This is a genomic window from Pseudomonas sp. HD6515 (assembly GCF_024971855.1).
In the GTDB taxonomy this organism is placed as follows: Bacteria; Pseudomonadota; Gammaproteobacteria; order Pseudomonadales; family Pseudomonadaceae; genus Aquipseudomonas; species Aquipseudomonas alloputida.
In genome coordinates this window covers 92,209-112,436 of the sequence record NZ_CP079827.1, presented here as the reverse complement: position 1 = coordinate 112,436, position 20,228 = coordinate 92,209, and the positions used below count along the sequence as shown (strand labels likewise).

At 61.3% G+C, this 20,228-nt stretch carries 21 protein-coding genes; 14 read left to right on the top strand and 7 right to left on the bottom strand.

Annotated elements, in window-relative coordinates; genetic code table 11:
* Positions 1–168 precede the first annotated feature (168 nt).
* From KW568_RS00555 to KW568_RS00535, 5 genes are all read left to right on the top strand, one after another.
* Positions 169–384, top strand: coding sequence for a DUF1127 domain-containing protein (locus KW568_RS00555; RefSeq protein WP_003252924.1), 216 nt, complete (start codon positions 169–171; stop codon positions 382–384).
* 312 nt (positions 385–696) lie between these two features.
* Complete coding sequence (locus KW568_RS00550; RefSeq protein WP_003252928.1) at positions 697–1,014, top strand: DUF2388 domain-containing protein; 318 nt, start codon at positions 697–699, stop codon at positions 1,012–1,014.
* 89 nt (positions 1,015–1,103) lie between these two features.
* Positions 1,104–1,397 carry a DUF2388 domain-containing protein gene (locus KW568_RS00545; protein WP_003252930.1) on the top strand — a complete coding sequence of 98 codons (294 nt, stop codon included), beginning with the start codon at positions 1,104–1,106 and terminating at the stop codon, positions 1,395–1,397.
* A 36-nt stretch (positions 1,398–1,433) separates the two neighbouring features.
* Positions 1,434–1,754, top strand: coding sequence for a DUF2388 domain-containing protein (locus KW568_RS00540; RefSeq protein WP_003252932.1), 321 nt, complete (start codon positions 1,434–1,436; stop codon positions 1,752–1,754).
* Complete coding sequence (locus tag KW568_RS00535) at positions 1,751–3,706, top strand: DUF4105 domain-containing protein (protein WP_004575246.1); 1,956 nt, start codon at positions 1,751–1,753, stop codon at positions 3,704–3,706. Before KW568_RS00540 ends, KW568_RS00535 begins: the two co-directional genes overlap by 4 nt.
* Before the next feature lie 43 nt (positions 3,707–3,749).
* Here the strand turns inward: KW568_RS00535 and KW568_RS00530 are convergent, their stop codons facing one another.
* Positions 3,750–4,151, bottom strand: coding sequence for a GFA family protein (locus KW568_RS00530; protein ID WP_004575247.1), 402 nt, complete (start codon positions 4,149–4,151; stop codon positions 3,750–3,752).
* Between the two features lie 267 nt (positions 4,152–4,418).
* On the opposite strand from KW568_RS00530, the gene KW568_RS00525 reads away from it, so the two are divergent.
* The 9 genes from KW568_RS00525 (at position 4,419) to KW568_RS00485 (ending at position 14,761) form a co-directional block, all read left to right on the top strand.
* Positions 4,419–5,726 (top strand): CitMHS family transporter, encoded by a 1,308-nt coding sequence (locus KW568_RS00525; protein ID WP_003252938.1) that lies wholly within the window; start codon positions 4,419–4,421, stop codon positions 5,724–5,726.
* Positions 5,727–5,795: 69 nt separating this feature from the next.
* Entirely contained in the window at positions 5,796–6,566 is a 771-nt protein-coding gene (locus KW568_RS00520; protein WP_003252940.1) for a TerC family protein, read from the top strand.
* 283 nt (positions 6,567–6,849) lie between these two features.
* The gene (locus tag KW568_RS00515) at positions 6,850–8,508 is read left to right on the top strand and encodes a Na/Pi cotransporter family protein (RefSeq protein ID WP_003252941.1); all 1,659 of its coding nucleotides are present in this window, start codon (positions 6,850–6,852) and stop codon (positions 8,506–8,508) included.
* A 30-nt stretch (positions 8,509–8,538) separates the two neighbouring features.
* A complete protein-coding gene (locus tag KW568_RS00510) occupies positions 8,539–9,945 on the top strand; it encodes a pitrilysin family protein (RefSeq protein WP_004575248.1) in 1,407 nt (468 codons plus the stop codon).
* 93 nt (positions 9,946–10,038) lie between these two features.
* Positions 10,039–11,064, top strand: coding sequence for a DUF5924 family protein (locus KW568_RS00505; RefSeq protein WP_003252945.1), 1,026 nt, complete (start codon positions 10,039–10,041; stop codon positions 11,062–11,064).
* 201 nt (positions 11,065–11,265) lie between these two features.
* On the top strand, positions 11,266–12,399 hold the full coding sequence (locus KW568_RS00500) for an ABC transporter permease (protein ID WP_019750146.1): 1,134 nt from the start codon (positions 11,266–11,268) through the stop codon (positions 12,397–12,399).
* Positions 12,396–13,187, top strand: coding sequence for an ABC transporter ATP-binding protein (locus tag KW568_RS00495; RefSeq protein ID WP_003252949.1), 792 nt, complete (start codon positions 12,396–12,398; stop codon positions 13,185–13,187). Before KW568_RS00500 ends, KW568_RS00495 begins: the two co-directional genes overlap by 4 nt.
* 3 nt (positions 13,188–13,190) lie before the next feature.
* Positions 13,191–14,129 carry an MlaD family protein gene (locus tag KW568_RS00490; RefSeq protein ID WP_003252951.1) on the top strand — a complete coding sequence of 313 codons (939 nt, stop codon included), beginning with the start codon at positions 13,191–13,193 and terminating at the stop codon, positions 14,127–14,129.
* Positions 14,126–14,761 (top strand): ABC-type transport auxiliary lipoprotein family protein, encoded by a 636-nt coding sequence (locus KW568_RS00485; RefSeq protein WP_003252953.1) that lies wholly within the window; start codon positions 14,126–14,128, stop codon positions 14,759–14,761. Before KW568_RS00490 ends, KW568_RS00485 begins: the two co-directional genes overlap by 4 nt.
* Here KW568_RS00485 and KW568_RS00480 read toward each other — a convergent pair.
* The 6 genes from KW568_RS00480 to KW568_RS00455 all read right to left on the bottom strand — a co-directional run bounded on the left by KW568_RS00480 (position 14,743) and on the right by KW568_RS00455 (position 20,154).
* On the bottom strand, positions 14,743–15,972 hold the full coding sequence (locus tag KW568_RS00480) for a nucleoside recognition domain-containing protein (RefSeq protein WP_003252955.1): 1,230 nt from the start codon (positions 15,970–15,972) through the stop codon (positions 14,743–14,745). The two genes, KW568_RS00485 and KW568_RS00480, sit on opposite strands and share 19 nt — an antisense overlap.
* A 147-nt stretch (positions 15,973–16,119) precedes the next feature.
* Positions 16,120–17,448 carry a glutamate/aspartate:proton symporter GltP gene (gene gltP, locus KW568_RS00475; RefSeq protein ID WP_003252957.1) on the bottom strand — a complete coding sequence of 443 codons (1,329 nt, stop codon included), beginning with the start codon at positions 17,446–17,448 and terminating at the stop codon, positions 16,120–16,122.
* A 743-nt stretch (positions 17,449–18,191) separates the two neighbouring features.
* On the bottom strand, positions 18,192–18,662 hold the full coding sequence (locus tag KW568_RS00470; RefSeq protein ID WP_004575249.1) for an inhibitor of vertebrate lysozyme family protein: 471 nt from the start codon (positions 18,660–18,662) through the stop codon (positions 18,192–18,194).
* Positions 18,663–18,664: 2 nt separating this feature from the next.
* On the bottom strand, positions 18,665–18,826 hold the full coding sequence (locus KW568_RS00465; RefSeq protein ID WP_003252966.1) for a DUF1328 domain-containing protein: 162 nt from the start codon (positions 18,824–18,826) through the stop codon (positions 18,665–18,667).
* A gap of 43 nt (positions 18,827–18,869) precedes the next feature.
* Positions 18,870–19,160: a hypothetical protein gene (locus tag KW568_RS00460; protein WP_003252968.1), complete on the bottom strand. Its 291-nt coding sequence runs from the start codon at positions 19,158–19,160 to the stop codon at positions 18,870–18,872.
* 172 nt (positions 19,161–19,332) lie between these two features.
* Entirely contained in the window at positions 19,333–20,154 is an 822-nt protein-coding gene (locus tag KW568_RS00455; protein WP_004575250.1) for a BON domain-containing protein, read from the bottom strand.
* Positions 20,155–20,228: the final 74 nt, after the last annotated feature.

Sequence of the window (20,228 nt, the reverse complement as noted above, 5' to 3'; positions counted from 1 at the left end):
CAGACCAGTACAGTTACGCCTATTTCGAGTGCAACAGTAGGGTTACACAGTTAACTGAGCCATCGTCTTTCAACTGAACTGTATCTACTGTTATGGACGACAGAGGAGGATCATTGGCATCAGTTAAATCACTACCTAATGCCGCCATAAGCGGAAGGATGAAGCATCATGGAACGTACCCTCAGTTCCGGTCTGGTTTTTGAAAGCAACGCCCAGCAATCCAACACCTCGCTGCCGCTGCGCGCATTGTCGACCCTGCTGCTGTGGCAGCGCCGTATGACCAGCCGTCGTCAACTGGCTCGCCTGGACTCCCGCCTGCTGGCAGACGCCGGTATCAGCGAGTCGCAGCGTTACGAAGAGCTGAGCAAGCCTTTCTGGCGCTAAGCTCCCGGCTTGCCGGCTTTGACCGGCACCGTGAATTCCCCAAACCCGTTGCAGGTGACTGCAGCGGGTTTTTTATTGCCCGAGAGACGCGCTGTAGAGCACTTGAGATCACGACCAGTACAGTTTTATAGGTACAAAAAAACACCTTAACAGTTGCCTGGCGCAGCACTCGTTATCATCGCTACGTAGCACTGCGTGATACGCTTGGCATAACCGTCTGCTAGAACCCCGTTGTTGAAACGTACCGTGACGATCCCTGCAAACGTCCGATAAAGCAGAACCAACCTGACCCTACCCCAGGAGTCCACGATCATGTCCCGTAAACACCTGCTTGGCGCCGCCCTGCTGCTTGGCCTGGCTGGCACTGCCAACGCCACCAGCTTCGTTGTCACCACCGATACGGTAGTACGCGCCGTTGCCGCCTCCACCGACGCCACTTCCGATCTGAGCTCTTCGTTCCGCGACGACAAGATCGTCCAGGCAGCCCGCGATGACGCAGCCACTTTCGTCGGCACTCAGGGCGCTATCCGCGGCGCCCGACTGGAAAGCGCCTTTGTACACATCCGTTCGAACATGCCTACCCTGCAAGCCAGCGATGCACAACTGGCCCAGGCCATCCTGGCACTCTGATACACGCCATGCGAGACAGGTGCGTTGGCTTCGGCCCTCGCACCTGAGGTAGGCTTCGCCGTTCACTTTTCCAGCCTTCAAGAAAGCTCATGCGTTATCTGTTGCCGTTGCTGTTCGCCGCCGCAGGCATGGCCAGCGCCCATGCCATGGATACGACCACACAAAGCCTGGTCATCACCGGCTATGTCACCAGCCAGGTCACAGCCGCACCATTCGATCGCAAATTGGTCACACAGGCCCGCGACGATGCCGCCGCATTCGTTGCCAGCGACGGCCTGATCCGTGGTGCACGCCTGGAAGCCGCCCTTGAATCATTACGCCACAATTGCGCACGGCACGCCGTCGGCGATCTGGAACTGGCGCAGGCAATTCTCGTCCAATAACTACATCTGACTCCCTGTATTTTTCGGAGATGCTCCATGCGTAAACCGCTGATTGCCGCTTCCCTCGGCATGCTGCTGCTGGCCGACCTGGCCCAGGCACAGACCCTGGTGGCCACCAGCAACATCATCGTGCGTGCCTTTGGCCGTTCGATCGACTTCACCTCAGACACCACCACCTCGATCCGCGACTCCAAAGTGGTGCGCGAAGCCCACGACGACGCTGCAAGCTTTGTCGCCAGCAACGGTGACATCCGCGGCGTCCAACTCGAGGCAGCCTTCAATACCCTGCGCGAGCGCGTACCGGAAGCGCGAGGCGCCAGCGACCAGGTGCTGGCTGAAGCCATACTCGCACTGTGACGCGCGTGCGCGCCTGGCTGCTCGGCTGCGCCCTGACGCTGCTCGGCACGCCCGCCTTGGCCGACCTGCAGCTTGAGCTGCAGTCGTCCGGCCTGGACCCGCAACAAGCACAAGCTTCCCAAGCCCTGCTCAACGAGACCATGGGTAAGCTGCCACCGCGCTTCAAGCAACAGCTGGACCGTCGCGTGCGGGTCAGTTGGAGCGACAACATGCCTGCCGACGCCTATGGGCAGGCTTCACTGATATCCACCCTCGAGCTCAACCGCAGCTTGCTGCCCAGCCTCACCGATGGCAGCGCCGCCACTGAGCGCACCGACCGCCCACATGGCACGGTGCGTGAAGAGCTGCTGGCCACCGTGCTGCACGAGCTCACCCATCTCTACGACCGTGCCCGCTTGTGGCCCAGCGTCGAGAATTCGCTGATTGCACGCTGCAAGCGCCAGCAAGGCACGCTGGGCAAGGTCGGCCTGCCGGAAGAATGCCGCGGGCAGGCAGAGCGCCGCTTCACCCTGAGCGACGACCCACGCCTGCTCGACTTGGCCGGGTGGCAGCAGTACGTGGGCCGACGAGGCGAGCGCGAACAGCACAATGGCCAATTCGTGCGCAGCCCCGACAGCTATGAGTTGAGCAGCCCCAAGGAATACATCGCGGTCAACATGGAGTATTTCCTCCTCGACCCGAGCTACAGCTGCCGTCGCCCGGCGCTGTATCAGTACCTCCGCGAACACTTCGGCTGGGCACCCCAACAGGACACCTGTGCCAAAGGCCTGCCATTCATCAATGCCGGCAGCGACTTCGCCCGCCAACCGCTAGGTGAAATCGACCCAGAGCGGGTCTACGAAGTGGACTATCTGCTGGCTGAAGCCAATCAGAACCTGGTCAGCCGCTGGGGGCACAGCATGCTGCGCCTGGTGATCTGCAAGCCGGGCCGACCGCGCGGCCCAGACTGCCGCCTGGACCTTGATCAAAGCCTGGTGCTTTCGTACCGCGCCTTCGTCAACGACGTGCAACTCTCCAGCTGGGACGGCCTGGTCGGCAACTACCCGTCGCGGCTATTCGTGCTTCCGCTGGGCCAGGTGATCGACGAATACACCAAGACCGAGCTGCGCAGCCTGGCCTCGGTGCCCTTGAAACTCAACCGCGACGAGATCGAGAGCCTGGTGCGCCAGGCCGCCGAGATGCACTGGAGCTATGACGGCAACTACTGGTTCCTGTCCAACAACTGTGCCGTGGAGTCATTGAAGCTGCTGCGCAGCGGCACCGCCAATGCGCGCCTCAACGACCTGGACAGCATCATGCCCAACGGTTTGCTGGCCGTGCTCAAGGGCAGGGGGCTGGCTGATACCAGCGTGCTTGATAACCCGCGCGAAGCGTTACGCCTGGGCTACCGCTTCGATTCTTACCGCGACCGGTACCAGGCCATGTTCGAGGTGCTGAGAAAACAGTTGCCAATCAAGCAAGCTCTGGTTGAAGACTGGCTGGCCCTCAATGCCGAGCAGCGCCGTAGCTGGTTCGCCAAGGCTGACCTGCGCACCAGCGCGGCACTGCTTCTGCTTGAGCAGGCCAGCCTGCGCCGGCAGCTTCTGCTGGCCCAGGACGAGGTCAAGCAGCGTTACCTGAATGCCGCAGCCTTGAAGGATGGCAGCATCAACAAAGCCGATGCCACGCTCAAGCAAATGCTTGCCAACAGCGGTTTTCTCAGCCGCCCGGCAGAGTTGCTCGATTCCAAAGGCTACGGGCTGCCGCAGCCAGAAGAGCGCAAGCACCTGGAGCAGGTGAGCAGCGAGCGGCAGGCACAGCTGTTGCGCTTGAGCACCAGCCTGGACAAAGAGGTGAGGGCGCTGCTGGAGCCGTCGCGAGCCAAGGAAATTGCAGCGATCGAGGCCAACGTGAAGCAAATCGGTGAGCATTTGCGGGCGTTGCACAAGGCTGCTGGTGGCCTGCAGTTGTGATGGATGACGGGCTGGCCCTTTCGCGGGCAAGCCCGCGCCGCGCCTACAGGCGCTCCTCATCTTCCGAGGGCAAATCCTCATCCAGATGCAACCAGGGCAACCGGCTGCCCACCCAGATATGCCGGTTGGCTCGCACCCACTCAGGGTGATCCAGCGTGGCCACCGTCACATCGATCGTCTGCGGGCTATGCGTGGTCACCAGCGCCACATGCGCCCCACACTGCCCACAGAAGTAGCGGCTGCAACTGGCAGGCGCCACATAGCAGTTCGGCTCGCCCGTTAACCACTGGAACCCAGAACGGGGTAGGGTAAGCCAGGTGACCACCAGTCCACCGCTGACCCGCCTGCAGATCGAACAATGACAGTGGGCAATGTCCGTCAAGTTGCCCTCCAGCCGATAACGCAGGGCGCCACAATGGCAGCCACCTTCGGTTACATCCTGCATCACCTACCTCTCGTCACCTTTGCCTCAGCGAAAGCTGGCTGAAAGCTTGCCCTTTTAGGATAGCGCCCACTACCGGCACAAGACCGGTCAGCCAGGGCACCCGGTCAATACCGCGCCCGGCCCAATCAACAACAACAATGGTGATTCTGATGTATTCCTGTGCCCGCCTTTTCGTAGTCCCCCTCCGCATGCTCCCCGCACAGCGCCCTACGCGCTGATACGCCCGAATCGACTGCCCTTTCGCCGCGCCCCGCCTGGAGTATTGCCATGCTGACCTTCCTCGGCTTTGCCATGGTCATCACGTTCATGTACCTGATCATGACCAAGCGCCTTTCGGCCTTGATCGCGCTGATTCTGGTACCGATCCTGTTCGCCCTGTTCGGTGGTTTTTCCGCCAAGATCGGCCCCATGATGCTAGAGGGCATCAGCAAGCTCGCACCTACCGGCGTGATGCTGATGTTCGCCATCCTCTATTTCGCCCTGATGATCGATTCCGGCCTGTTCGACCCGGCCGTTCGCAAGATCCTCAAGCTGGTCAAGGGCGATCCGCTGAAAGTCTCGGTCGGTACCGCTGTACTGGCCCTGGTGGTCTCGCTCGACGGTGACGGAGCCACCACCTACATGATCTGCTGCGCCGCCATGCTGCCGATGTACAGCCGCCTGGGCATGAGCCCGCGGATCATGGCCGGCCTGATCATCCTCGCCGGCGGCGTGATGAACATGACCCCCTGGGGTGGGCCGACCGCGCGTGCTGCCAGCGCCCTGCACGTAGACCCGTCAGACATCTTCGTGCCGATGATCCCGGCCATGCTGTTCGGTGTGTTGGCGATCCTGGCCATTGCCTACATGTATGGCAAGCGTGAACGCGCCCGACTGGGCGAACTGCATCTGCCTACCGACGACATCGACCACAGCGAAATCACCGTCTCGCAGTACCCGGACGCACGCCGGCCCAAGCTGCTGTACTTCAACGGTGCCCTGACCGCCACCCTGATGGTCGCGCTGATCGCCGGCGTGCTGCCGCTGCCAGTGCTGTTCATGATTGCCTTCAGTATCGCCATGATCGTCAACTACCCGTGCCTGCAACAGCAGAAGGACCGCATCGCCGCCCACGCCGGCAGTGTACTGGCCGTGACCGGGCTGATCTTCGCCGCCGGCATCTTCACCGGCATCCTGTCCGGCACCGGCATGGTCGACGCCATGTCCAAGAGCCTGCTGGCGGTCATCCCCGAGGCACTGGGCCCATACCTGGCCGTCATCACCGCGATCGTGAGCATGCCGTTCACCTTCTTCATGTCCAACGACGCGTTCTACTACGGCGTGCTGCCGGTGCTGGCCGAGGCCGCCAGCCACTATGGCATCACCCCGGTGGAAATGGCCCGTGCGTCGATCGTCGGGCAGCCGGTACACCTGCTCAGCCCGCTGGTACCCTCCACCTACCTGCTGGTGGCCCTGGCCGGTATCGAGTTCGGCGATCATCAGCGCTTCACGCTCAAGTGGGCAGTGCTGGTATGCCTGTGCATAATGCTCGGCGCACTGCTGATGGGGATTTTCCCGCTGTTCAGTAGTCTTTAATACATCCGTATCACGCACGCGACGCGCCCTGACCGGGGCGCGTTGCCATTACCGCTCGAAGGAAAATACATGGAATGGCTGACCAGCCCGGAAATCTGGGTTGCCTTTTTCACCCTTACCGCGCTTGAGATCGTCCTCGGTATCGACAACATCATCATGATCTCGATTCTGGTCAGCCGCATGCCCAAGCACATGCAGCCACGCACCCGGATCTTCGGCCTGGCCCTGGCCATGGTCACCCGTATCATGCTGCTGCTGTCGATTACCTGGGTGATGCGCCTTACCGCCGACCTGTTCGTGGTATTTGGCCAAGGCATCTCCGGGCGTGACCTGATCCTGTTCTTCGGTGGCCTGTTCCTGCTATGGAAGAGCTCGCAAGAGATCTACCACGGCCTGGAAGGCGAGGACGAGAATGCAGAGGAGCCCAAAGGCGCAGGTGGCAAGTTCTTCTACACCATCATCCAGATCGCCATCATCGACATCGTGTTCTCGCTGGACTCGGTGATCACCGCTGTGGGCATGGTTTCCCACGTACCGGTGATGATCGCCGCCATCGTCGTGGCCGTGCTGGTGATGATGCTGTGCGCCGGCGCCATCAGCAATTTCATCGACAAGCACCCGTCGCTGAAGATGCTCGCGCTGTCGTTCCTGATCGTGGTCGGTACTGTACTGATCGCTGAAGCGTTCGATGTGCATGTACCGAAGGGCTATGTCTACTTCGCCATGGCCTTCTCGCTGGGGGTGGAAGCCATCAACATACGCATGCGCACCGCCATGGCCCGCAAGGAAGGCAAAGATCATGAACCGGTGAAACTGCGCAAGGACATTCCGGGTCAATAAGGCCAAGGAAAGTGCTGCACAACAAGGGCCCTTCGCAGGGCCCTTTTTCATGCGTTTTTTCTGTGCGTTTTTTCCTGCGCGTTGTCACTGTGGAGGCTTGCCCGCGAAGCAGCCCCGACAGGCCGTCATTCGTTTCAAGATCTGTTTCAAATAAATGACTGCCATGCGAAGCTGGCGACAGCTTGGCAAAACAGCTAAAGCTTTGAGTGAGCACCGAAAATTCTTCAAACGCTCACGTTTCTTTTCTTGGCCCGATGGGCCTATGCAACAGGGGGCCTTCGCCATGCTGACCCTGCTCAACCTGCTCTCGGCCGTGACGCTTCTGGTCTGGGGTACCCACATTGTGCGTACCGGCATCCTTCGGGTATTCGGCTCGAACCTGCGACGCATCATCAGCCAGAACATGGACAAGCGCCCGCTGGCATTCATCGCCGGTATTCTGGTCACGGCCATGGTTCAAAGCAGTAACGCCACGGCCATGCTGGTCACCTCTTTCGTCGGCCAAGGCCTGATGGCCATGACCCCGGCCTTGGCAATCATGCTGGGTGCCGACGTGGGCACCGCACTGATGGCCCGGGTACTGACCTTCGACCTGTCCTGGCTGTCGCCGCTGCTGATCTTCCTTGGCGTGATCTTCTTCCTTTCGCGCAAGCAGACACGGGCCGGCCAACTGGGCCGAGTAGGCATCGGGCTTGGCCTGATCATCCTGGCACTTGAGCTTATCGTGCAGGCAGCTGCGCCGATCACCCATGCCCAGGGCGTGAAAGTGCTGTTTGCCTCACTGACCGGCGACATCATGCTCGACGCTCTGGTCGGGGCAATGTTCGCCATGATTTCCTATTCCAGCCTGGCCGCCGTTCTGCTCACAGCGACACTGGCCGGCGCCGAACTGATCAGCTTGCCGGTAGCCATCGGGCTGGTGGTCGGCGCCAACATCGGCAGCGGGCTGCTGGCCTTCATCAGTACCAGCATGCAGAACGCCGCCGGGCGTCGGGTGGCCTTGGGCAGCCTGCTGTACAAGCTGATCGGCCTGGTGCTGATCATCCCTGTGCTGCACCCGCTGGTGGCATGGATGGACTCGCTGAGTTTCAGCCCTCAGGAGCTGGTCATTGGCTTTCACCTGCTCTACAACACGCTGCGCTGTCTGATCATGCTGCCCACGGTCAAACCGATGGGTCGACTGTGCAACGCCCTGCTGCCTGAACGGGAAATCGGCAATGGTCAGGTGCGCCCCCGTCACCTTGACACCTCGGCCCTGGAAACGCCCAGCCTGGCCCTGGCCAACGCCGCCCGCGAGACTTTGCGCCTGGGGGATATCGTCGACAGCCTGCTCGAAGCCATGCTTGGAGCCCTGCGTGGCACCCAGACCGCCTTGCCACAGCAAGTTCGCGCCTTGGGCGAAGACGCCGAAGCCCTGTACAGTGCAATCAAGCTGTACCTGGCGCAGATGTCACGGGAAGACCTCAGCGAACAGGACAACCGCCGCTGGGCCGAAATCATCGAGCTGGCAATTAACCTCAAACTCGCCTGTGACCTGATCGAACGCATGCTGCGCAAGGTCCAGCAGCAGAAAACCAGCCAGCGTCGGGAATTTTCCCAGGTAGGCCTGGAAGAGCTGACCGGCCTGCAGGAGCAATTGCTGGCCAATCTGCGCCTGGGCCTGTCGGTGTTCCTCAGTGCCGACCCGGAAAGCGCCCGCTTGCTGCTGCGGGAAAAACGCCGGTTCCGTGCCCAGGAGCGGCGCCTCGCACACGCCCATGTCAGCCGCCTGCAGCGCAAGGTCGTGCAAAGTATCGAGACCAGTTCGCTACACTTGGAACTGATCGCCGACATGAAGCGGTTGAACTCTTTGTTCTGTAGCAGTGCCTATGTGGTACTGGGCGGCTCGGACACCGGAGGGCTGATGCTCGACAGTGTGCCCGATGAAGCCCGCCAGCCGTGATTTCTCCTAGCTGAGGACCCTCGCTCGCCCATGCGTTGCCTGATGTTCGTTTGCCTGCTGATCTGCAGCCTGCCCTCGTTTGCCCTCGACCGCTCGCGGGTTGAAGGCTACCTGTTGCCTAATGGTCTGCAGGTCATCCTGAAAAACGGCTACGAACGGGACCATGTGGCGATTCGTCTAGTGGTCGGCGTGGGCCTGGATGATTTCGACTGCGAGCAGAAAGAGCTGCCACACCTGCTTGAGCACCTGTTGTTCAGTGGCATCGACGAAACAGGCGAAGGCGGGCTGGAAGAGCGCCTGCAAGCACTCGGCGGCGAGTGGAACGCCTATACCAGCAGTGCCGACACCACCTTTGTCATCGAGGCCCCGGCGCGCAACCAGCGCAAGGTCCTCGACCTGCTGTTGGCAGTCATCCGCGATACCACCATCGACGCCAAGGCCTTGACCACCGCCAAGCGCATCATAGAGCGCGAGGATGGCGGCCACTATGGCCACCTGCAGCGCTGGCTCGACCGCCAGGATATCGGCCACCCCGCCAACGACCAGCTGGCCACCGAGCTGGGTCTGAAATGCCCGGAGCGCTCCAACCTCGACGACATGACCTTGGAGCAAGTTCAGGCGTTGCGTGACCGCTGGTACGCGGCCAACAACATGACCCTGATCATGGTCGGAGGCCTCGATCGCCTGCTTCCGGCTTATCTGGAGCGGTCCTTCGGCGAACTGCCCGCCACTGAACCCGAAGAGCGCCGCAACCTTGAAAGCATCAGCCAACAGGCCGAACAGCGTCGCAACCTGACCCGCGGCTGGCTGGGTGATAGCGTCAAATTGCACTGGCTGTTCATCGAGCCGGTGCTGGACAACGACCATCAAGCCACCCTCGACCTGCTTTCGCGCTACCTGGACTGGGCGCTGTACGACCAGCTACGTCTGCGCAACGGGCTGTCCTACGGCCCCTCCGTGCAACGTGAAAGCTTTGGCGACACCGGCCTGCTCAGCCTCAATGCGGACCTTGAGCGCGATGACATCGACAAGGCTGTCAAGGTGATGCAGGCCCTGTTCGACCACCTGCGCAAGGAAGGCCTGGACCCGGACACCTTCGCCCGCATCAAGGAAGCCAGCATCGCCAAGGAAAGCTGGAGCACCCAAGGCAACAGCGCCTTGGCCGACTACTACTGGGGGGCGCTGAACGACTATACCGACGGGCGCTTTGCCAGCCCGGTGCGCAAGCTGCGCCAAGTCAGCCTGGAACAGGCCAACGAGGCACTGAAGGATCTGCTCAAGGAAGATGGCTATGTGCGCATCGAAAAGCCGTTGCTAGGCTATGACGAGCTTTACGGGCTGATGGCCTTGCTTGCGGGGCTGTGCCTGACGGCGGGGCTGTTGCGCTGGCGGCGGCATGGGCCTGAACGGCCCAGTGGTGCTACACGGCAGCGGTAAATCGGCGGTATCCTTTTGCCAGTACCGACCCTTTCGCAGGCTTGCCCGCGAAGAGGCTGGCACAGCCACCTCACTTTTCTGTTGTAGCCCCCAATGCCCCAAATCCCCCATATCGTCCAGCGCGTCATCGAACTCCTCAAGCGCTACCCCGGCATCATTGCGCTCGGCGGTTTCCTCTCCGGTATCGGCAGCTTCATCCTGGTCGACCGCCAGGCTGGCCTGGCCAGCTGGGTCGCCGTGCTCATGCTGGTCAGCTGGGTCTGGCTGATGCTGGAGAACACCCTCACCGGGCTGTTCGCGCGCACGTTCAACCGCGAGATCCCTCAGCCGCTGCTGCGCTATGCAACGCAGATGATCCACCAGGAAACGCTGTTCTTCGTGCTGCCGTTCTTTTTCATCACCACCACCTGGAACAGCGGTCAGCTGGTCTTCACCGGCTTGCTCGGCGCCGCCGGCCTGGTTTCGATCACCGACCCGCTGTACTACAAGTGGCTGGCACCACGGCGCTGGCTGTTCCTGGCGCTGCATACCCTGACGTTGTTTGCCGCTCTGCTGACCGCGCTACCGATCATCCTGCACCTGACCACCGCACAAAGCTTCAAGCTGGCCCTGATCGCAGCCATGGCCCTGTCATTCCCCAGCCTGGCCAGCAGCTTCCCGATCAACAACTGGCGCCGCGCCGTGGCTCTGGTGCTGGTTACCCTGTCGGTCGGTGCCGGTGGCTGGCTGCTGCGCTCCTGGGTACCGCCGGCAACCCTGTGGATGACCGAGGTGGCGGTGAGTACCGAAGTCATGAACCGCCAACCGGGCGACTCGCTGGACGAAATTGCCGCCAGCCGCATTCGCAGCAGTGGCCTGTATGCCTACACCGCCATCAACGCGCCACGCGGCCTGAACGAGCGGATCTACCACGTGTGGCAGAAGGACGGCCAAGAGGTCGACCGCATTGCCCTGGACATCCACGGCGGGCGCAAGGAAGGCTATCGGGCCTGGACCCACAAGCAGAACTTCCCACCCAACCCGGTAGGCAAGTGGCAGGTGAGGGTGCTGACCGAGGATGGGCAAGTGATTGGCGTGCTGCGCTTCAAGGTGGTCAATGATGCACCCGCGGGTAGTTGACCCCCTGCCTTGCGCATGAGCAGCCTTGTGCTGCGAAAGGGCCGGTACAGCACACCACTTCCGTGTGCGCTTACGAGCTCTTCGCAGCACAAGCCTGCGCCATGGCACTGCTACCAAGCGCACACACAGCACATAATCACCAAACAGCCCATGCCCCCTGCGCTATGATCAGCCCCTAAGCCTTAGCGCCGAGTCAATTGCATGGAGCCTATGACCACCCCTAGCGCCACCCTGGACACCAGCTGCCAACCGGCCTGCCTGCGTATTACCGGTGACTGGACCCTGGCACACTACGCCAACCTCAAGCGCGAGAGCGAGCGCCTGCGCACGCAGTGCGCTGCCAACACGATCGCCGACCTCAGCCAGCTGGGCCGCCTGGACACCGCCGGTGCTTCGCTGCTGGCCGAACTGCTAGGCTCCGAGCGCCTGTCGCGCTGCACCCACGTGCTGCCTGAAGCCAGCCAGGCGCTGCTGAAGAATGTCTACTGTTCGGTCCAGGATTACTGCATCCCGGTCAAGGAGCCCGAGCGCAATGTGCTGTTGTTGCTGCTGGAGCGCATCGGCTGCGCCGTCGGCACGCTGTGGCAGGACAGCATGCAACTGCTTGGTTTCGTTGGTGTGATTCTAGAAACCCTGCTGCGCCGCGCCTTCCAGCCACATCGCTGGCGCTTCACTCCTGTGGTGGCACACATTGAACAGACCGGCCTGGATGCCGCGCCCATCGTTGCGTTGCTGACCTTTCTGGTGGGCGCCGTAGTCGCTTTTCTCGGCGCCACGGTGCTGGCCGACTTCGGCGCGACCATTTTCACCGTCGACCTGGTTGCGTTCTCGTTCCTGCGCGAGTTCGCCGTGCTGCTGACCGCCATTCTCATGGCCGGCCGCACTGCCAGCGCGTTCACCGCGCAGATCGGCTCGATGAAGGCCAACGAAGAAATTGACGCCATCCGCACGCTGGGCCTCAACCCCATGGAACTGCTGGTGGTGCCGCGGGTACTGGCCCTGCTGATTTCGCTGCCGTTGCTCACCTTTGTCGCGATGATCTGCGGCATCGTTGGCGGTGCGGTGGTATGCGCCCTGACGCTGGATATTTCGCCGGCCATGTTCCTGTCGCTGCTGCAAAGCGACATTGGCGTGCAGCACTTCCTGGTAGGCCTGGCCAAGGCACCGTTCTTCGCCTTCCTGATCGCCGCCATCGGCTGCCTGGAAGGCTTCAAGGTCAGCGGCAGCGCCGAGTCGGTGGGGGCACACACCACCTCGGCAGTGGTGCAGTCGATTTTTGTGGTCATCGTGCTGGATGCGGTGGCAGCGCTGTTCTTCATGGAGATGGGCTGGTGAGTGGCCAGGATTGCGTAATCGAAGCCCGCGGCATCTGCAACCGCTTCGGCCGCCAGGTGGTACATGAAAACCTTGACCTTGACCTGTACCGCGGCGAAATCCTCGCCGTGGTAGGCGGCTCAGGCAGCGGCAAGTCGGTGCTTCTGCGCAGCATCATTGGCCTGCGCCGGCCCAATGAAGGGCAGATCAAGGTGTTCGGCCAGGACCTGACCGGCCTGCGCGAAGAACAGCGTTCACTGGTCGAGCGGCGCTTTGGCGTGCTGTTCCAGAAGGGGGCGCTGTTCTCTTCGCTGACGGTGACCGAAAACGTGGCCTTGCCGCTAATCGAGCACGCCGGGCTGTCGCGCAATGATGCCGAGCACTTGGCCGGGGTGAAATTGGCCCTTGCCGGGTTGCCGATCTCGGCTGCCGACAAGTACCCGGCCTCGTTGTCGGGGGGCATGATCAAGCGCGCAGCGCTGGCCCGCGCCCTGGCCCTGGACCCGGACATCCTGTTCCTCGACGAACCCACGGCTGGCCTGGACCCGATCGGTGCCGCGGCATTTGACCAGTTGATCCTTACCCTGCGCGATGCTCTGGGGCTGTCGGTGTTCCTGATCACCCACGACCTCGACACCCTGTACACCATCACCGACCGCATCGCGGTGCTGTCGCAAAAGAAAGTCCTGGTGGCCGGCCCGCTGGCCGAGGTCGAGAAGACCAACGACACCTGGATCCAAGAATACTTTCACGGCCCTCGCGGGCGCGCCGCCGAACAGGCTGCCACCCGTGCCGGGCAGGAGCGCTGAGCAATGGAAACCCGAGCCCATCACGTCCTCATCGGCCTGGTCACCGTTCTGGTGGTGGCCGGGGCCATGCTGTTCGGCCTGTGGCTGGCCAAGTCCAGTGTCGACGACGCCTTCAAGGATTACGAAGTAGTGTTCAACGAAGCCGTGTCTGGCCTTTCCCGAGGCAGCACGGTGCAGTACAACGGCATCAAGGTGGGCGACGTGTCGACCCTGCGTCTGGACCCGAAAGACCCGCGCCGGGTATTGGCACGGGTGCGCCTGAGCGCCGATACCCCGGTGAAGGAAGACACCCAGGCCAAGCTGACCCTGGCCGGCGTCACCGGCAACTCATTCATCCAGCTCAGTGGCGGCACGCCGCAAAGCCCCGAGCTTAAAGGCAAGGATGGCAAGCTGCCGGTGATCATCGCTTCGCCATCGCCAATCTCGCGCCTGCTCAACGACAGCAGCGACCTGGTGACCAACATCAACATGCTGCTCCATAACGCCAACCAGATGTTCTCTGAGGACAACATAGGCCACCTCAGCAACACGCTGGCCAACCTCGACAAGACCACCGGCGCCTTTGCCGGCCAGCACGGCAGCATCGCCGAGGCCATCGAACAGCTGGTAAAGGTGGGTAATCAGGCCAGCGCCACCCTGGCCGAAACCCAGGCGCTGATGCGCAATGCCAACGGCCTGCTGGGTAGCGAAGGCAAACAGGCGATCGGTAGCGCCGAACAGGCCATGCAGTCACTGGCCCAAAGCACGGCAACCATCAATAACCTGCTCAAGAACAACAGCGAGGCTATCGGTGACGGCGCCCAGAGCCTGAACCAGCTCGCCCCGGCCATTCGTGAACTGCGCGAAACCCTTAACGCGCTTAAAGGCATTTCCCGGCAACTGGAGGCCGACCCGAGCGGCTACCTGCTTGGCCGCGACAACAACAAGGAGTTCCAGCCATGAATCTGTCGCTGCGCCTGCTGACCCTGACGGCCTCGATGAGCCTGGTCAGTGCCTGCTCGATCCTGCCGAAGAGCGAACCTGTGGACCTTTATCGCCTGCCAGTAAACCAGCCCAGCCGCACAGCGCCGCCGCTGGAGTGGTCATTGCGCCTGAACAAGCCGCTGGCCAGTGAAGTGTTGGCCGGGCCGCGCATTGCCGTCATTCCCCAAGGCGATGTGATAAGCAGTTACAAGGGCGCACGCTGGAGCGATGCGGCTCCGGTGCTGCTGCGCAACCGCCTGCTTGATGGATTCCAGCGTGACGGCCAGGTGCAGCGCCTGAGCGCTGACGACAGTAACCTGCAAGCCGACTACGAGCTGGCTGGCGAGCTGCAGGCGTTTCAGAGTGAGTACCGCCCGGGCGGGGCGGTGGAGGTGGTGATCCGCTACGATGCGCGTCTGGTTAAGGGGCGCGACCAGCGCATCCAGGCCAGCAAGCGCTTCGAGATTCGCCAGCCGCTTGCCGACAAGCAAGTGTCAGCGGTAGTCGCCGGCTTTGGTCTGGCCAGCGACCAGCTGGTGGGGCAGGTGGTGAGCTGGACCATTGCCCAGGCCAACCAGGCACAGCTGAAGGTTCAGGCGAAGAACCAGTAGCAGACGAAGATCGCCGCGACCACCCCTGAAAACTCGGCCAGCAGTGCGCAACCGACCGCATGGCGCACGCGCTGGATGCCCACGGCACCAAAGTACACGGCCAGTACGTAGAAGGTGGTTTCGGTGCTGCCCTGAATCGTCGCTGCCACCAAGGCAGGGAAACTGTCCACGCCTTGGGTCTGCATGGTCTCGATCAGCATTGCCCGCGCTGCGCTGCCAGAGAACGGCTTGACCAGCGCGGTGGGCAAGCCCTCGACGAAGCGCGTGTCCAGGCCCATCCAGTTCACCGCATGGCGGATACCGTCCAGGGCCAGCTCCAGGGCACCAGAGGCGCGCAGCACACCCACCGCCACCAGCATCGCCACCAGGTAGGGCAGCAGGCTCTTGGCCACATCGAAGCCTTCCGTGGCGCCTTCGACAAAGGCTTCATACACCTTCACCCGTTTCAGGGCGCCCACCACCAGGAACAGCATGATCACGCCAAACAGCGTGAGGTTGCCCATGAGCGACGACAGGCTGGCCAGCGCGGCGGCCGACAGGGTGCCAAGAAAAGCCATGAAGCCTCCCAGCAGCAAAGCGCCGGGGATGAAGTAGGCAAGCACCACCGGGTCCCACAGACGCAAACGCTGCATCACTGCCACCGACAGCAGACCTACCAGGGTCGAGACGCTGGTCGCTAGCAGGATTGGCAGAAACACCATGGTCGGGTCTGGTGCGCCTTGCTGCGCCCGGTACATGAAGACGGTTACCGGCAGCAGGGTCAGCGACGAGGCGTTGAGCACCAGGAACAGGATCTGCGCGTTGCTCGCGGTGGTGCTGCCAGGGTTCAGCTCCTGCAGCGCGCGCATGGCCTTCAGGCCAATCGGCGTAGCGGCGTTGTCGAGTCCCAGGCCGTTGGCGGCGAAGTTCATGGTAATCAGGCCCAGGGCCGGGTGGCCGGGCGGCACCTCCGGCATCAGGCGGGCGAACAACGGGCCCAGCACCCTGGCCAACCATTCGACGATGCCGGCCTTTTCGGCGATCTTGAGAAAGCCCAGCCACAGGGTCAGTGTGCCGAACAGCAGCACCATCACCTCGACCGACAGCTTGGCCATGGCGAAGATGCTTTCGACCATTGCCGCGAAGATGCCTGCGTTGCCACCCACCAGCCATTGGGCCATGGCGGACACCGCCGCCACCAGGAAAAAGCCGAGCCAAAGGCCGTTGAGCATCCGTATGTTCCCCCTGAAAAGTGCCCGAATAATAGCGTATCGCAGCCTGTGACTGGCGATCGCGAGCCTTTGTAGGCGCGGCTCAAGATCTCGCAGATAACAAAAAGCCCCGACAAGTCGGGGCTCTTGGTCAAACAGCCATCAGGCTCAGCGCTTGGCGGTTTCTCCAACCACTGCAGCTTCCTGCTTCTCGGCCAGCAGCGAGGCGTAGTACTGCTCGCCCTTGACCGCGTCGTACATGCCTTCCCAGCGAGCAATGACCAATGCAGCCAAGGCGTTGCCCACAACGTTCAGCGCAGTTCGGGCCATGTCCATGATGCGGTCCACGCCAGCGATGAAGGCCAGGCCTTCCAGCGGAATGCCCACGCTGCCCAAGGTGGCCAGCAGTACCACGAACGATACGCCCGGCACACCCGCGATACCTTTGGAAGTGACCATCAGGGTCAGTACCAGCAGCAGCTGCTGGCTCCACGACAGGTCGATACCGTACAACTGGGCAATGAAGATCGCCGCGATGCTCTGGTACAGGGTCGAACCGTCGAGGTTGAACGAGTAGCCGGTCGGTACCACGAACGAGCAGATCGACTTTGGCGCACCGTACTTCTCCATCTTCTCGATCACCCGCGGCAGCACGGTTTCCGAGCTGGAGGTGGAGTAGGCCAGGATCAGCTCATCTTTCATGATGCGCATGATCTTGATCACCGAGAAGCCGAACAGGCGGGCAACCAGGCCCAGCACCATGAAGGCGAAGAAAGCGATGGCGAAGTACACCAGCAGCACCAGCTTGGCCAGCGGCAGCAGCGAGCTGAAACCGAAGTTGGCCACGGTCACGGCAATCAGGGCGAACACGCCGATCGGGGCATAGTTCATGATCATGTGAGTGACCTTGAACATGGTTTCCGAAACAGCCTGGAAGGTACGAACCAACGGGTCACGCAGCTCTGACTGCAGGCTCGACAGACCCAGGCCGAACATCACCGAGAAGAAGATGATCGGCAGCATTTCGCCACGCATCAGCGCTGCGAAGATGTTCGACGGAATCAGGTTGAGCAGGGTTTCGATGAACGCGTGCTCATGCTGCACTTCGGCCGCTGTCGCCTGGTACTTGGAGATGTCCACCGTGCCCAGGGTGCTCATGTCGATGCCGGCACCTGGATGGAACAGGTTGGCCAGCACCAGGCCTACGACGATGGCGATCGTGGTCACCACTTCGAAGTAGATGATGGTCTTCAGGCCGATGCTGCCCAGTTTCTTCGCGTCGCCAACACCGGCGATACCCACGATCAGCGACGAAATCACGATCGGGACGACGATCATCTTGATCAGGCGGATGAAGATGTCACCAGCGGGCTGAAGGACGTTGCTGATCCACCATGCCTTTTCTGCACTGAAATGATTCAGTAGCGCGCCGATTGCAACACCCAGGACCAGACCGATGACGATCTGCCAGGCGAGGCTCAGTTTTGCCTTCTTCATGTCTTTACCCTTTGTTTTAGTGGTCATGGCACCTGGCGGAAACACGCGTAACAGCGCCATAGGCAAGGTCACGGGCAGTAAGGGTTCCGTCAGGCGACGTCATGTAAGGACACCGCAGGCGAGCGACCGGGCGCTCTGGCCAGCGAAAAAGGCGGCAACTATTGCGACGGCAAGGGGCGAAAGCTAATGCCTGAAACGCATAGCCCATGCCGTTTATGCATACTGTTTTCGACCTAGCCGGCAGCTTCGCAAGTGCTTGATTTATAACATTCGGAATCCCGAACAAGACCAAACCGCCATATTTCGGCAGATTTGGCGGGACAGGTAGGACATGAAAGATGGCCTGTTCGACAATCCGAATGGCGTAAATGCCACTTGTAGCAGCACCAAGAAGGTCGAAAAAAATTTGATGTACGGTCGAGACAAAATGTGTCCCACGGGAAAAAACGCGCAAGGGAAGCGACGTTTCCTACATGGCTCCTCGGAAGTCAGGTCTGGCAAGGCATCCCTGTGACACCGCCGACCTGAGGCTTCCGATTCCGCCTTTCCTGACCCGGCCCATTACTGGAGGCACTCCCTGTACCCCTAGGCCACTCCGATCCTGAAACAATCAGAACAGCCCGACCCCTTGGTCATGTGCTACCCCTCCTCGGGGCGGCGCATCATAGAAGGCTGAACTATAGAAAGCTTCAGCTTCTATTACGTGACAGTGAGTGACCTTTTATCCGTGCCGGCAATAATGCTCAGTACCAGTTCGGGTCACGTTTGAGCTGCTCCTGCAGCATTGCCTTCATGCCGTCGTCAGGTTTGCCCAGCCAGCGGTACTGCGCATGACGGGTGGGCGACTTGTCGCTCGGCAAACCTTCGGGTACCTCCACGAGCATCCCGTAGGCATCATCCTTGTCCCAACTGAACGCCACGATCAGCCGCTTGTAGGTACAGTTGTCCTGTTTTTCGCACAGCGGGCCGACCAGGTATTTGTCGCCGTCTTCCGTAACGGCAGACATCTGCTCCTGGGCACTGCCGGTCAGATTGACCACCCAATCGGGCAGGCGTTCCTCGCCTTCGAGGGTGTCCTGCCAGGTTTCCCGGTACTCCGGGTCCGAGCCGAGCAGCTGGTCGACCCGAACTTGGCCGTCATTGGCCGCCATGGCCGCCGCGCTGCCGCCCAGCAACAGGGCGGCGACCACGGCTGAACGAAGCTTCCTGCTCATCTTCAACCTCGTCCGCGTCCAAAGAAGAAGGAGGCTACAAACAACACCAGGAAGACAATGAACAGGATCTTGGCGATACCTGTAGCAGCGCCCGCGATACCACCGAAGCCCAATACGGCGGCGACAATGGCGATGATGAGGAAAGTGATAGCCCAACTCAGCATGGTAGTTCTCCTTTCTTTTTGCGGAATCGATCCGGCCGCTTGGTCAGAAAACCCAGCGTTCCTGGGGAACAACTTTTTCCACAGTGGCCGGTGAGGCAATGGCCTGGCCAGCTGGCTGCCAGTCAGCGGCCTTGACCAAGGTGTTGGCACGGGTTGCCTGAATCTGCGTCAACAGGGCAGTCTGAGCTGCCACCTGCTCAGCCAGACGCGCCGTCTGCAAGCTGTAATAGAAGAGGCCAGCGGCCAAGGTCAGCAGCATCGCCATGCCGAGTGTCAGCATCTGGCGCAAAGGCAGTGCGGCGCTCTGCGAGCGGTTGACGGATTGGCGGTTCATGCTGGCTCTCCTGCTGTAATTTTTGTTCAACCTGAACAGGTAATTGCAGCCTGCATGCCAGCCTTTTGATTTAAATAAAATCGTTATAAATCAATGAGTTAACCAATACACGAATGCATCATGAGGACGTATCCTGCACGATGGCGCCTGTACGGTCGTGCGAATTGCACGATCAGCCTTCAACCTTGGTCGCCACCTTCAGCAGGTCAGCATCCACGCCCCGTACGCCGATGATCTGCCGGGCGATCTCCACGGCGATGGTTTTCTGCTCCGCGCTAACCACTTCGCCCGAGAGCCGCACCATGCCTGCTTCGCCGGCCACCTTCAGGTTCAGGCCATCGAGGTTGCGACTGAAGCGATAGCTGCTCTGGATCTTGTCGACGATCCAGCTGTCGCTTGGCTGCGGCCCGGTTGGCGCACCCGCTGGTGTTTCCCGCGCTTTGGCCATGGCAGCGGTATCGAGGCTGACCAGGTTGTTGACCAGGTACACGCCGTCGGTAGTACGCGCTACCACGCCCGCCAACTCCTTGGCTTCGGCACTGTCGACCTTGCCACGCAACGTCACCACACCTTCACTGCTTTGTACTTCTATAGGGGCCTTTTCGGTGGTACGGCTCCACAACAGCCGAGCACGGATCACCGCCGCCAGGGTCACATCCTCCAGGCGCTGGGCGTAGGCACGCAACTCCAGTGGACGCTCCACCAGTTGGGTATTGACCTGCAGCAGGTTCTCCACCTGTTCGATGCCCCGGGTAGCGCGGGCCACGTCCTCGGCCAGCTGCCGCTCGACCTCGTTCTCCACCTCACCGGAAAGCCGCGCCTGCTTGCCGTCCACTTCAACCTTGATACGAAATGAATCAAGCATGCGGTTCAGTGACAAAGCGGTTTGCAGGGCGCCTTCCAGGCGCGCGTCCTGCACAGGGTCGGCGAATGCGGGGGTAAAGATTGGCAGCAGGGTGGCGGCCAAAACGGCTGTACGCAGGGAAAAGGGCATGACAGCGCCTCCTTCGTGGGCAAAATCTGAAAAACATCGCAACCAATGTGCCAGCGCGTGCCTCTAAGCAAATC